The 12249-nt window shown below is 63.0% G+C and carries 11 protein-coding genes; 6 read left to right on the forward strand and 5 right to left on the reverse strand.

Annotated features, from left to right (window positions below; genetic code table 11):
• Positions 1-33: 33 nt before the first annotated feature.
• The 3 genes from ISX84_RS11720 to ISX84_RS11730 all read right to left on the reverse strand — a co-directional run bounded on the left by ISX84_RS11720 (position 34) and on the right by ISX84_RS11730 (position 3212).
• Positions 34-1197 carry an isovaleryl-CoA dehydrogenase gene (locus ISX84_RS11720; protein ID WP_195820551.1) on the reverse strand — a complete coding sequence of 388 codons (1164 nt, stop codon included), beginning with the start codon at positions 1195-1197 and terminating at the stop codon, positions 34-36.
• A 92-nt stretch (positions 1198-1289) separates the two neighbouring features.
• Entirely contained in the window at positions 1290-2498 is a 1209-nt protein-coding gene (locus ISX84_RS11725) for a DegT/DnrJ/EryC1/StrS family aminotransferase (RefSeq protein ID WP_195820552.1), read from the reverse strand.
• A gap of 48 nt (positions 2499-2546) precedes the next feature.
• Positions 2547-3212, reverse strand: coding sequence for an HAD-IA family hydrolase (locus tag ISX84_RS11730; RefSeq protein WP_195820553.1), 666 nt, complete (start codon positions 3210-3212; stop codon positions 2547-2549).
• Positions 3213-3350: 138 nt separating this feature from the next.
• Here ISX84_RS11730 and glmU point away from each other — a divergent pair, with 138 nt between their 5' ends.
• The 3 genes from glmU to ISX84_RS11745 are packed head-to-tail and all read left to right on the forward strand — an operon-like array spanning position 3351 to position 7087.
• Positions 3351-4706, forward strand: a complete 1356-nt coding sequence (gene glmU / locus ISX84_RS11735; protein ID WP_195820554.1) for a bifunctional UDP-N-acetylglucosamine diphosphorylase/glucosamine-1-phosphate N-acetyltransferase GlmU — start codon at positions 3351-3353, stop codon at positions 4704-4706.
• A gap of 2 nt (positions 4707-4708) precedes the next feature.
• Positions 4709-6529 carry a glutamine--fructose-6-phosphate transaminase (isomerizing) gene (gene glmS, locus ISX84_RS11740; RefSeq protein ID WP_195820555.1) on the forward strand — a complete coding sequence of 607 codons (1821 nt, stop codon included), beginning with the start codon at positions 4709-4711 and terminating at the stop codon, positions 6527-6529.
• Positions 6530-6532: 3 nt separating this feature from the next.
• Positions 6533-7087, forward strand: a complete 555-nt coding sequence (locus ISX84_RS11745) for a pyridoxamine 5'-phosphate oxidase family protein (RefSeq protein WP_195820556.1) — start codon at positions 6533-6535, stop codon at positions 7085-7087.
• Between the two features lie 2 nt (positions 7088-7089).
• Here ISX84_RS11745 and ISX84_RS11750 read toward each other — a convergent pair whose 3' ends face one another.
• A complete protein-coding gene (locus tag ISX84_RS11750; protein ID WP_195820557.1) occupies positions 7090-7575 on the reverse strand; it encodes a hypothetical protein in 486 nt (161 codons plus the stop codon).
• Between the two features lie 84 nt (positions 7576-7659).
• On the opposite strand from ISX84_RS11750, the gene moaA reads away from it, so the two are divergent.
• From moaA to ISX84_RS11765, 3 genes are read left to right on the forward strand one after another with little or no spacing between them, the layout of a single operon-like run.
• Positions 7660-8667 (forward strand): GTP 3',8-cyclase MoaA, encoded by a 1008-nt coding sequence (gene moaA / locus ISX84_RS11755; protein ID WP_195820558.1) that lies wholly within the window; start codon positions 7660-7662, stop codon positions 8665-8667.
• A gap of 8 nt (positions 8668-8675) precedes the next feature.
• Positions 8676-9974, forward strand: a complete 1299-nt coding sequence (locus ISX84_RS11760; protein WP_195820559.1) for a 3-deoxy-D-manno-octulosonic acid transferase — start codon at positions 8676-8678, stop codon at positions 9972-9974.
• Positions 9971-11038, forward strand: a complete 1068-nt coding sequence (locus ISX84_RS11765; RefSeq protein ID WP_195820560.1) for a glycosyltransferase family 4 protein — start codon at positions 9971-9973, stop codon at positions 11036-11038. The genes ISX84_RS11760 and ISX84_RS11765 overlap by 4 nt, the downstream gene beginning before the upstream one ends.
• A 22-nt stretch (positions 11039-11060) precedes the next feature.
• Here ISX84_RS11765 and ISX84_RS11770 read toward each other — a convergent pair whose 3' ends face one another.
• Entirely contained in the window at positions 11061-12227 is a 1167-nt protein-coding gene (locus ISX84_RS11770) for a M20 aminoacylase family protein (protein WP_195820561.1), read from the reverse strand.
• Positions 12228-12249: the final 22 nt, after the last annotated feature.

The following is a 12249-nucleotide window of genomic DNA, read 5'->3' on the forward strand; positions in this document are numbered from 1 at the left end:
CTGGTGTGGGTTGATCCGGTTTCCCCCATCGGGTCAGCCCATCGCCGCCATCAACTCACGACCCACGAGCATCCGCCGGATCTCTGACGTCCCTGCGCCAATCTCCATCAGCTTGGCATCCCGGAAGAGCCGCGCCACGGGGCTGTCGTTCAGGAACCCCGCGCCACCCATGGCCTGCACGGCCTGATGCGCCTGTTTCATCGCCTCCTCCGAGGCATAGAGACAACAGGCCGCCGCGTCCTGACGGGTCACATCACCCCGGTCGCAGGCCTTGGCGACCTCATAGACATAGGCGCGCGCGGAATTCATCGCGGTATACATGTCGGCGATCTTGCCCTGCATCAGCTGGAAATTCCCGATGGGCTGGCCGAATTGCTTGCGCTCGGAGAGATACGGCATGATCGCATCGAGACAGGCGGCCATGATGCCCGTGCCGATGCCCGCCAGCACCACGCGCTCATAGTCGAGCCCGGACATCAGCACCCGTACGCCCTTGCCCTCTTCGCCGAGCACATTCTCGAAGGGCACCTCGACGTCCTCAAAGATCAACTCGGCGGTGTTTGACCCACGCATCCCCAGCTTGTCGAAATGCGGAGAGGTCGAAAAACCCACCATCTCCTTTTCGATGAGAAATGCAGTGATGCCCTTGCTGCCCGCCTCCGGGTCGGTCTTGGCATAGACCACCAGCGTATCCGCGTCCGGGCCGTTGGTGATCCAGTATTTGGTGCCGTTCAGCCGGTAGTGATCGTTACGCTTCTCGGCGCGCAGTTTCATCGACACAACGTCCGATCCCGCGCCTGCTTCGGACATTGCCAACGCGCCCACATGGGTTCCGGCAATCAGCCCCGGCAGGTATTTTTCCTTCTGCTCCTGCGTGCCGTTCAGCTTGATCTGGTTCACGCAGAGGTTGGAATGCGCGCCATAAGACAGTGACACAGAGGCGCTTGCGCGGGCGATTTCCTCGATGGCCACGGTATGGGCCAGATAGGACATGCCCGCCCCGCCAAATGCTTCATCCACGGTGATGCCCAGCAGGCCCAGCTCACCCATTTCCGGCCAAAGCTCTGGGGGAAAAGCGTTTTTCTCGTCGATATCCGCCGCCATCGGTTTGACGCGGTCCTGCGCCCAGCGGTGCACCATGTCGCGCAGCGCGTTGACATCCTCGCCCAGATCGAAAGCCATGGTTGCCGTGAACATCGCGCCGCCCTCCCGCCAGATTTTATTGAACACGCGTTCATAAATGACACACGCCCTCTGATTGGTCAAGATAACATGCCGCCCGGCGCGTGTTACTCGGCCGCTGTCGACTGCGTCTGGTAGACCGCGCCAACCTCTGCGCGGATGATCCGCGCAATCAAATCGCAGTCTTCCAGCGAGAACGTCAGGGGCACGCGCATGTCCACGATGCCCGCCAGTACCCGGTCGGAATCGGGCATCTGCGGTGTTTCGGCATAGCGCCAGCTGTCGTAGCGGCTGGTGAAGCCCAAAGGCTCCGGCGCGCCGAACCACTTCAGCTCCACCCCGCGCTCCGCGCAGCGGGCCAGAACCCGCCGCACATCATCGGCGGCCCAGTCGAGCAGCAGGAACTGGATGGAGGACCCGACAATCGTTTCTTCTTCAGGCCGGTCAATAACGGTCAGCCCCGGCGTGCCGCGCAGCCCGGCCTCCAACCGGTGATACCGATCGTTCCACCGGGCACATTGTGTTGCCAGATCAGCCACCTGCGGCCGCAGAATCGCCGCGCGCAGGTTGTCCATCCGGCCCGAGATGTTCGGCGTTTCATAGCGGATGGTCGCAAAAGCCTCTTTCGGCGGGGCCGCCAGATGGCGTTCATAGAGCATATAGGAGCCGGACAACATCACCGCGCGGGCGGCCACCTCTGGATCATCGGTCACCAGAAACCCGCCCTCGCCGGAATTGACGTGTTTATACGTCTGGCAGGAATAGCAGCCGACCAGCCCGTGCCGCCCTGACGGAACCCCGTTCCATGCCGCACCCATCGTATGCGCGCAATCCTCGATCACCTTGATGCCCGCTGCGTCGCAGATCGCCATCAGCGCATCCATGTCGCAGATATGACCGCGCATGTGGCTGAGCAACAGCACCTTGGCCTGCCCCGCCTTAGCCCGCAGATCATCTAGATCAATGGTCAGGGCTTCGGTCACGCCGACAAACACCGGCGTGGCCCCTAAGGCGGCGACGGCCCCCGGCACCGGGGCCAGCGTGAAGGCATTCGACAGCACCGGATCGCCGGGCTGCACGCCCAGCGCGCGCAGGGCCGTGGCCATGGCATACCCGCCCGAGGCAACGGCCAGACAGTATTTGGCACCGACGGCTGCGGCGAATTCCTGCTCCAACAGGGCCGTTTCGCTGATCTCTTCGGCGGAGGTGTTGTAGCGGTGCAGCCGACCATGGCGCAGCACCGTGAGCGCCGCCTCAATACCGGCTTCGGGAATGGGCTCCTGCTGGGTGAAGCTGCCCTTGAAAATCTCTGTCATCTGACACCCCTTGGTTGATTGCAGCTTTGCCGATGGCCCCGGCCCCGGTCAAGCCAGCAGACGGTCCACCATCTGCGGCAGATCGGCGTAGTCCGCCAGCAGGCCTTCCGGTTCCAATGCCGCCATATCGCCGCCCGCCGGGCCAAAGGTGACCAACACACAAGGCACCTGCGCCGCCCGCGCCGTGTTCCTGTCCGTATCGGAATCGCCAATGAGCACGCTACGCCCAGGGGCCCCGCCCGCTCGCCGCACCGCCTCATGCAGCGGCTCCGGGTCCGGCTTGCGCACCGGCAGCGTATCGGCCCCCACAAGCGAGGCAAAGGCATCCCGCACCCCCAGCTTTTGCAGCAGAACATCGGCAAGACGCTCTGGTTTGTTGGTGCAGATGCCCACGCCGTAGCCGCCGGTTTTCAAGCGCTCAACCGCCTCCATCGCCCGCGGGTAGATCTGCGTATGCACGTCAATGGCGGCACCATAGGCGTCCAGCAACAGCGGGTAGTAGTGATCAATCGTCGGCTCCATCTCCGCCCGGCCCAGACGCGTGAGCCCCGCGCGCAGCATCGCCCGCCCGCCCCGCAGGGCCGTGCCCGCATCGGCGCCAGGGTCCAGCACATCACCTTCGCCCATGTCACGAAAGCAATGATTGGCCGCTGCAATCAGGTCCCCGCTGGTGTCCGCCAGCGTCCCATCCAGATCGAAAATAACCGTTTTCATGCCCGTTCCCCGCCCTGTTCCTGGGCGAAAGCCCGCCCAAACATGTTGCAAGCCGCAACCTTCTTTGATGTTTGCGTGGCTTGCGCCGCTGTGCCAGACGGATAAACAGGGCCACAGCAGAACACAAAGAGAAACGACATGAAAACCGCTTTGGTCATCCTTGCCGCAGGCAAAGGGACACGGATGAACTCGGACCTGCCCAAGGTCCTCCACCCGCTTGCAGGTGCGCCGCTTTTGATCCATGCGATGCACGCGGGCGCGCGACTGGTGCCCGAAAAAACCGTCATTGTCGCGGGGCATGGTGCTGACCGGGTGCGGCGTGCCGCACTCAGCCACGATGCATCCGTCGAAATCGTGTTGCAGTCTGAACAGTTGGGGACCGCACATGCCGTGGATCAGGCACGCGCAGTACTCGAAGGCTTCGACGGTGATGTTGTGGTACTCTTTGGCGACACTCCTTTTTTGCAGGCGGAAACCCTCGAGCGCATGCTCGCCGCAAGGGCAGAGCACGACATCGTTGTGCTCGGATTTGACATTGCCGAAGTGCAACCGCGGTACGGGCGCCTGATCATGCAGGGTGACCGGCTGGAGCGTATAGTCGAGTACAAGGATGCCACCGAAGAGGAGCGCGCCATTCGCTTTACCAACAGCGGGTTACTGCGATGCGATGCGCAACTCCTCTTCGAACTGATTGCGGAAGTGGGCAATGACAATGCGTCGGGTGAATACTATCTGACGGAGGTTGTGGCGCTGGCCAACGCGCGGGGCCTCTCAGTGACAGCGGTCAAATGCGATGAAACCGAAACGCTTGGCATCGACAGCCGCACCGATCTGGCAGCCGCCGAAGCCGGGTATCAGACCCGCGCGCGGACCAAAGCGTTGACAGACGGCGTCACCCTGCCCGCGCCTGACACGGTACATTTCGCCTTTGACACGGTGATCGGGCGCGACACGGTCATTGAACCGAATGTCGTCTTTGGTCCCGGTGTCACCGTGGAGTCCGGCGCGACCATCCGGGCGTTTTCGCATCTCGAAGGGTGTCATGTGGCGCGGGGTGCGGTTGTCGGGCCATACGCCCGGCTGCGCCCTGGTGCCGAGCTCAGCGAGAACGTGCGGGTCGGCAATTTCGTCGAGATCAAGAACGCGCAGATCGGCGAAGGCACCAAGGTCAATCACCTCAGCTATATCGGGGATGCCACGCTTGGGACGCAAACCAACGTCGGCGCGGGCACCATCACCTGCAACTATGACGGCGTTCTGAAACACCGGACCGAAATCGGCGATAACGCCTTCATCGGCTCCAACACCATGCTGGTGGCCCCGGTGTCGATCGGAGACCGCGCCATGACGGGCAGCGGATCGGTCATCACCTCGGACGTCGAGGCCGATGCCCTGGCCATCGCCCGCGCGCCGCAGGTCGAGAAACCCGGCATGGCAACGAAATTGTTTGATATTTTAAAGGCCAAGAAGGCCAAACTGCAAAGAGGCAGCTGAAAATGTGTGGAATTGTAGGTGTTCTGGGCAGCCATGAAGTGGCACCCATTCTGGTTGAAGCGCTGAAACGGCTTGAATATCGCGGCTATGACAGCGCCGGGATTGCCACCGTCGAGAACGGGCTTCTCGACCGCCGCCGCGCCGTCGGCAAACTGGTCAATCTGTCGGATCTGCTGGTGCATGAGCCACTGACCGGCAAATCGGGCATTGGCCATACCCGCTGGGCAACCCATGGCGCGCCGACCGTCGTCAATGCGCATCCCCATCAGGCGGGGCGCGTGGCGGTGGTGCACAATGGGATCATAGAAAATTTCCGTGAACTGCGGGCGGAACTGGCCGAGCACGGTGTGGAGTTCCTCACCCAGACGGATACCGAAACCATCGCCCTGATGACTGAGCACTATATGACACAAGGCGCAGGCCCCGTTGAGGCGGCGGGCAAGACGCTGGACCGTCTGACCGGTGCCTTTGCGCTTGCCTTCCTGTTCTCGGGCGAGGACGACCTGATCGTGGCGGCGCGGAAAGGCTCGCCGCTGGCCATCGGGCATGGCGAGGGTGAGATGTTCGTGGGCTCGGATGCGATTGCGCTGGCCCCGCTCACCGACCGTATCAGCTACCTCGAAGAAGGCGACCGCGCCGTTGTCACCCGCACGGGTGTCGAAATTCGCGATGCGCAGGGCGCGCTGGCGAACCGCGAGGTCAAGACCGTGAAAATCGGCGACACGCGGATCGACAAGGCGGGCCACAAACACTTCATGGCCAAGGAAATCGCCGAACAGCCGACCGTTATGGGCCAGGCGCTCGGGAACTATCTTGATGCCAACGGCGAGATCATCCTGCCCGACCCGGGCATGGATTTTTCCAAGGTGGACCGGCTGACCATGGTGGCCTGCGGCACCGCCTATTATGCCTGCCTGACGGCCAAATACTGGTTCGAGCAGATCGCCCGCCTGCCGGTTGATGTCGATGTCGCCTCCGAGTTCCGCTACCGCGAACCGCCCGTGCCCGCGCGCACCACCGCGCTTTTTGTCAGCCAGTCCGGAGAAACCGCCGACACGCTGGCGGCCCTGCGCTATTGCGAGGGCAAGGCAGAGCGCATCGTTTCCGTGGTGAACGTGCCCGAAAGCTCCATCGCGCGGGAAAGCGATCTGGTGCTGCCGATCCATGCCGGGGTCGAGGTCGGTGTGGCCTCCACCAAGGCGTTCAGCTGTCAGCTTGCGGTACTGCTCATCCTGGCGCTCAAGGCGGCGCGGGATCGCGGTGAAATCGATGCCGAGACGCTGGCCGACCACCTGTCATCCCTGCGCGGCATGCCCAATGTGCTCTCCATTGCGCTTGAGGCAAACGAGGCCATGCAGAAAGCCGCGCTCAACCTCGCCGAGGCGCGCGATGTGCTTTTCCTGGGCCGGGGCCTGATGTACCCGCTGGCTCTCGAAGGGGCACTGAAACTCAAGGAAATCAGCTACATACACGCGGAGGCCTATGCCTCCGGCGAATTGAAACACGGGCCCATCGCCCTGGTCGATCAATATGTGCCGGTGGTTGTGATGGCCCCGCGGGATGCGCTTTTTGACAAGACCGTCAGCAACATGCAGGAGGTGATCGCCCGCAAAGGCCGCGTGATCCTTGTCTCTGACCGGCAGGGGATCGAAGAAGCCGGTGACGGCACCTTTGCCACCATCGAACTGCCCACGGTGCCCGACATCATGACGCCGATCCTCTATGCGATCCCTGCGCAGCTGCTCGCCTATCATACGGCTGTGGCCAAGGGCACGGATGTGGATCAGCCACGCAACCTTGCAAAATCCGTGACGGTGGAATGAGCCATGGCCAAGCAATTTGATGACCTGAGCGATGTGCTGATCCGCTTCATCGAAGCGCAGCATCTGTTTTTCGTAGGCTCTGCGGCGGCAGAGGGAAGGGTCAATATTTCGCCCAAAGGCATGGATAGCCTGCGGGTGCTGGGCCCCAACCGCATCGTCTGGCGCAATCTCACCGGTTCGGGCAACGAAACCGCCGGGCATCTGGCGCAAATCAACCGAATGACCCTGATGTGGTGCGGTTTCGAGGCCAAGCCGATGATCCTGCGCTGCTATGGCAGTGCCAGAACCCTGCACCCGCGGGATGCGGAGTTTGACGCGCTGAATGCGCTGTTTCCGGCCTCTCAGGGCGCGCGGCAGATTTACGATGTTGCGGTTGATCTGGTGCAAACCAGCTGCGGCTATGCCGTGCCCTTCATGGACTACGCGGGCGAGCGTGACGTGCTCGGGAAATGGGCCGAAGATCGCGGGGCCGATGGGATCCGAGAGTATTGGGAAACGCGCAACCAATCTACCATCGACGGGGCGCCGACGCATATTCTAGGCCGTCACGCCGACTGACCTTACGAACTGACGTCCACGGTGACGAGATCGGCAAGGCCGACCTCTAGCGCCCGCATGGCGGACAGCGACATGCGGCTGCCCGCGGTCGCAGGCCCGTCAATGGGGATCAGCGTGACAGCGACGGATTTCCCGGTTGCCGGGTTTCTCACCCGCCCAGCCGATTGCGCGCTCACCAGCGGCGTTTTCAGCCAAAAACCCGGTTCAGAGGGCGTGCCGAGGGAGGCCACGGTCTGCCCCAACGCCCGGCCCGCTCCGCGCGACCGGGTGGCAGCCACGCGCTCCTCGGCGGTCGACTGATCCAGCGCCTCGGCGGTCTGCGCCGACCCGGTTGGGATGGCCTGCGTCTGCTGAGGTGCAGAGACGGTAGGTTCCGTTCTGAGATCCCCCCCACCCAACGCCAGATTGAGCTGGTTCAACGGCGCACAGGCCGACAGGCTCACCACAGCGGCAAGGGCGGTCAGGCGAAGTGAAAGACTATGGGACATACCCCCTCTAAACCACAGCCGCCATTTAGCATCAATGGCGTTAACCTCTTGCTGCGCCTGCCCGGGAGGATTACCTATTAACATATGACAGCTCCATTGATTGATCCCTTTGCCCGCGCCATCACCTACCTTCGGGTGTCCGTCACCGACCGGTGTGACTTCCGATGTGTCTATTGCATGTCCGAGAACATGACCTTCCTGCCGAAAAAGGAACTGCTGACACTGGAAGAGCTTGACCGCCTTTGTTCTACCTTCGTGGGCCTTGGTGTCGAGAAGCTGCGGATCACCGGGGGCGAGCCCCTGGTGCGCAAGGGTATTCTGACCTTTTTCCAGAGCATGTCGCGACATCTGGAGGCGGGCACGCTGAAAGAGCTGACGCTGACCACGAACGGCAGCCAGTTGGAACGTTTTGCAACGGATCTTTACGCGGCTGGCGTGCGCCGGGTGAACGTCTCTCTCGATACGCTGGACGAAACCAAGTTTGCCGAAATCACCCGCTGGGGCCGTCTGCCGCAGGTGTTGCGCGGGATCGATGCGGCCCAGGCCGCCGGGCTGCGTGTCAAACTGAACGCGGTCGCCCTGAAAGGGTTCAACGAGGAAGAACTGCCTTATATCACTGAATGGTGCGCCAAACGCGATATTGACCTGACGTGGATTGAGGTCATGCCCATGGGCGACATCGGCAACGAGGACCGGCTCGGGCAATACTGGTCTTTGAAAGATGTGCGTGCACGCTACGCGGAACACTACACCGTGACCGATCTGGCAGAGCGCACAGGCGGGCCCGCGCGCTATGTGCGGCTGGAGGAAACCGGGCAGAAAATCGGCTTCATCACCCCGCTCAGCCATAATTTCTGCGAAAGCTGCAACCGGGTGCGGATCACTTGCACCGGTGAGATTTTCATGTGCCTGGGGCAGGAAGACGCGGCAGATCTGCGCGCGCCCCTGCGTGCCCATCCGGAGGACGACGGCCCGCTGGAGGACGCGATCCGCGCGGCGATTGCACTCAAACCCAAGGGCCATGATTTTGACTATTCGCGCCAGCGGCTGGATGGGCAGATGCCACGCCACATGAGCCATACAGGCGGCTGAATACGTCCATGCGCGCGCCGCCGCTCTTTCATCTGTACGTGGCGGCGACGGTGCTGCTGGCCCCCTTTGCCGCCTGGGCTGAAATCCGCAAGTTGCGCGGGCAAGGCGTCACCGCCCTGCGCGCCCATGAGAAAATGGGGCACGCGAGCCAGCCGCGCTCGGGCAGCGGGCCGCTGATCTGGTTTCACGCGGCCTCCGTTGGTGAAAGCCTCTCTGTCCTGGCCCTGATCACCCGGATGGGGGAACTGCTGCCGCGCGCGCATTTCCTGATCACCTCCGGCACGCCGACCTCCGCCAAACTTGTGGCCGAGCGCATGCCCCCCCGCACCGTGCATCAGTTTGCGCCGCTGGACGCGAAGGGGCCGCTCAGCCGGTTTCTGGGGCACTGGCGCCCGGATGCAGCGGTTTTTGTCGAAAGCGAGCTTTGGCCCCGCATGCTGCGCATGACACACGAACGGGGTACCGCCATGGCGCTGGTGAACGCACGGCTGAGCGCGAAATCCCGCGCCGCCTGGGCACGCCATCCGGAGCTTGCCGCCTATATCCTGGAAGTATTTGACCTGATCCTGACGCAGAATGACGAAATGGCACAGGCGATGGTGGATATGCACGCGCCCGTGGACCGGGTCGCGCGTGGCACCAACCTCAAATCCCTCTCCGCGCCGCTGCCAACGGACCCGGCGGTGCTGGCGCAGGCGCGTGCCGCGCTCAAAGGCAGACCGGTCTGGGTTGCCGCCTCCACCCACCCCGGCGAAGAAGAGATCGTGCTGGCGGCACACAAGGCCCTGCTGGCCGATCATCCCGACCTCATGCTGATCCTTGTGCCGCGTCATCCTGATCGCAGCGACGCGGTGATCGACCTGATCCGGCAGAGCGACCTCAGCTTTGCGGTGCGTTCACAGGAGGCCTGGCCCCGCGCGGGCGAAGCCGTCTATCTCGCCGACACGTTGGGAGAGCTGGGCAATTGGTATGCCCTGACCGATATGGTGTTTCTGGGCGGCTCGCTGCGGCCCATCGGCGGACACAACCCCTTTGAGGTTGTCGAGGCCGGGGCCGCCGTGCTCTCCGGGCCGCATGTGACAAACTTCGCGGAAACCTTCGCCGATATGGAAAACGCGGGCGCAGTAAAGATCGTCTCTGACGCTGGCGCGCTGGCCCAGGAGGTCGATACCCTGTTGCAGGATCACACCGCGCGGGCGAAGGCCTTGCAGGCCGCAGCGACGGTTGTAAAAGGCAAGTCCGAGGCGCTTGGCAGCATTGCCGCCCGCCTTGTCCATATGCTCAAGCTGGAGGATACCCCCGGATGACGCCGCCCGCCGCCCTGCCCCTGCGCGACATCGAGGTGATTGCCCCGAATTTCAAACGCCGCCACTCCGGCGTCACCTCCACGGTGATCCGTCTGGTCCCCCTGCAGGCACGGGACATTGCGATCACCGCCTCGGCCCCCGATCTGCCTCCCGACGTGCCCAACATCGCCCCCACCCGCCTGCTGTCGCTGCCCCGGTCCGGCCCTTCCGGCACGCGGGTTTGGCATGCCCGCCGCAACGTGGAAATGGTGGCGGGTCTGGCGCTGAAATACCTCGGGGCAAAGCGTCTGAAACTGCTCTTCACCTCGGCGGCGCAGCGGCGTCACACCGGCTTCACGCGCTGGCTCATCCGGCAGATGGACGATGTGATCGCGACCTCCGCCAAATCCGCCAGCTATCTTGAACGCCCGGCCACCGTGATCCGGCATGGCGTGGATTGTGAGCAATTCGCCCCCGTGGCGGACCGTGCCGCTTTGCGCCGGTCACTGGACCTGCCCGAAGAGGGCCCGCTGATCGGCTGTTTCGGGCGTATCCGCCACCAAAAGGGCAATGACCTCTTTGTCACCGCCATGGTGGAGGTCTTCAAGACCCATCCGCAAGGCAAGGCTTTGATCATGGGCCGGGCCACGGCGGAGCATCAGGATTTCCTCAAGTCCCTCAAGGAGGAAGTTGCGACTGCTGGTCTGACGGAGCGCATCCTCTTCCGCGACGAAGTGCCGATTGCCGATCTTGCACGGCACTTTCAGGCACTTGACCTCTATGTTGCGCCACAGCGCTGGGAGGGTTTTGGCTTGACCCCGCTTGAGGCCATGTCCTGTGGGGCACCGGTTGTCGCAACAAAGGTCGGCGCCTTCGAGGAGCTGATCGTCGAAGGGGAAACCGGCTATCTGGTCGACATCGAAGACGCCGCGGCCATTGCCGAGCGTGTCAGCCGCATGCTGTCCGATCCCCAAACATTGGATACCATGTCGAAGGCAGCGCGGCAGAACGTGCTGGACCATTTCCGGATCGAGCAGGAAGCCGCCGCCATTATCGCGGTGTATCGCGCCCTGCTCGCCGCCTGATTCATCGCCGAGCCGCTGGCGTTTAGCGCGCTGCGGGCAGACGCTGTTCCACAATCTCCGCCCACCAGCTACAGCCAGCCGGGATGGCGTCGTCGTTGAAGTTGTACTCCGGGTGGTGTACCGCCGCGCTGTCGCCATTGCCCACAAGAATATAGGCGCCGGGGCGTTCTTCGAGCATGAAGGCAAAATCCTCGCCCCCCATAACCAGCGGCGCATCTTCACAGGCCCCTGAGACGGAGGCCGCGACCTGTGCTGCGAATTCCGTCTGCTCGGGGTGGTTGACCATCACCGGGTAGTTGCGCGTGTAGTCCACCCGCGCCTCTGCGCCGAAGCTTTCGGCCACACCTTTGGCCACCTTTTTCAGGCGCATCTCCGCAAGGTCACGCATGCCATCCGACAACGTGCGCACGGTGCCTTTGAGGGTCACGCGCTGCGGGATGACGTTAAAGGCCTTGGAGGAGGTCTCGAAGGAGGTGACGGAGACAACGATCTGATCCACCGGGTCGGCGTTGCGGCTGGCAATGGTCTGTGCGGCGATGACGATGTGGCTGGCCACCACGGTGGTGTCGATGGTCTCATGCGGTTTGGCGGCGTGACCACCCAGGCCCTCGACCTCGATCTCGAAAATATCCGTGGCCGCGAAAAACGCACCGGGGCGAATGGCAAAGCTGCCCAGCGGGCGGCCCGGCCAATTGTGCATGCCGTAAACTTCCTGAATGCCAAACCGTTCCATCATCCCATCGTCGCACATTTCGCGCCCGCCAGCGCCGCCCTCTTCGGCAGGTTGAAAGATCACCACCGCGATGCCATCGAAATTGCGCGTCTCCGCCAGATATTTCGCCGCCCCCAACAGCATCGCCGTATGCCCGTCGTGCCCGCAGGCGTGCATGGAACCGGGCGTCTTGGAGGCGTAGTCGACACCCGTCTGCTCCAGTATCGGCAGCGCGTCCATATCCGCGCGCAGCCCGATGACTTTGCCCGAAGTGTCCGATTTGCCCTTGATCACCCCGACGACACCGGTGCGCCCGATCCCTGGGACAACCTCGTCGCAGCCGAATGCGGCGAGCTTTTCCGCCACCAGGGCCGAGGTGCGATGGGTGTCGAAAAGCAGCTCCGGATGCGCATGCAGATCACGTCGCCATTCGGTGATCTCATCGTGCAATTCGGCAAAACGGTTTTTCACGGGCATGGTGGGATTCTCTCCTTGAGGT

It is taken from the genome of Roseobacter sp. MH60115, assembly GCF_015644665.1.
Classification (GTDB): domain Bacteria; phylum Pseudomonadota; class Alphaproteobacteria; order Rhodobacterales; family Rhodobacteraceae; genus Roseobacter.

Excerpts from the sequence above, each read along its gene's own strand:
- ISX84_RS11720 (WP_195820551.1), bottom strand. The coding sequence starts at position 1,197 with ATGTTCACGGCAACCATGGCTTTCGATCTGGGCGAGGATGTCAACGCG.
- ISX84_RS11725 (WP_195820552.1), bottom strand. The coding sequence starts at position 2,498 with ATGACAGAGATTTTCAAGGGCAGCTTCACCCAGCAGGAGCCCATTCCC.
- ISX84_RS11730 (WP_195820553.1), bottom strand. The coding sequence starts at position 3,212 with ATGAAAACGGTTATTTTCGATCTGGATGGGACGCTGGCGGACACCAGC.
- glmU (WP_195820554.1), top strand. The coding sequence starts at position 3,351 with ATGAAAACCGCTTTGGTCATCCTTGCCGCAGGCAAAGGGACACGGATG.
- glmS (WP_195820555.1), top strand. The coding sequence starts at position 4,709 with ATGTGTGGAATTGTAGGTGTTCTGGGCAGCCATGAAGTGGCACCCATT.
- ISX84_RS11745 (WP_195820556.1), top strand. The coding sequence starts at position 6,533 with ATGGCCAAGCAATTTGATGACCTGAGCGATGTGCTGATCCGCTTCATC.
- ISX84_RS11750 (WP_195820557.1), bottom strand. The coding sequence starts at position 7,575 with ATGTCCCATAGTCTTTCACTTCGCCTGACCGCCCTTGCCGCTGTGGTG.
- moaA (WP_195820558.1), top strand. The coding sequence starts at position 7,660 with ATGACAGCTCCATTGATTGATCCCTTTGCCCGCGCCATCACCTACCTT.
- ISX84_RS11760 (WP_195820559.1), top strand. The coding sequence starts at position 8,676 with ATGCGCGCGCCGCCGCTCTTTCATCTGTACGTGGCGGCGACGGTGCTG.
- ISX84_RS11765 (WP_195820560.1), top strand. The coding sequence starts at position 9,971 with ATGACGCCGCCCGCCGCCCTGCCCCTGCGCGACATCGAGGTGATTGCC.
- ISX84_RS11770 (WP_195820561.1), bottom strand. The coding sequence starts at position 12,227 with ATGCCCGTGAAAAACCGTTTTGCCGAATTGCACGATGAGATCACCGAA.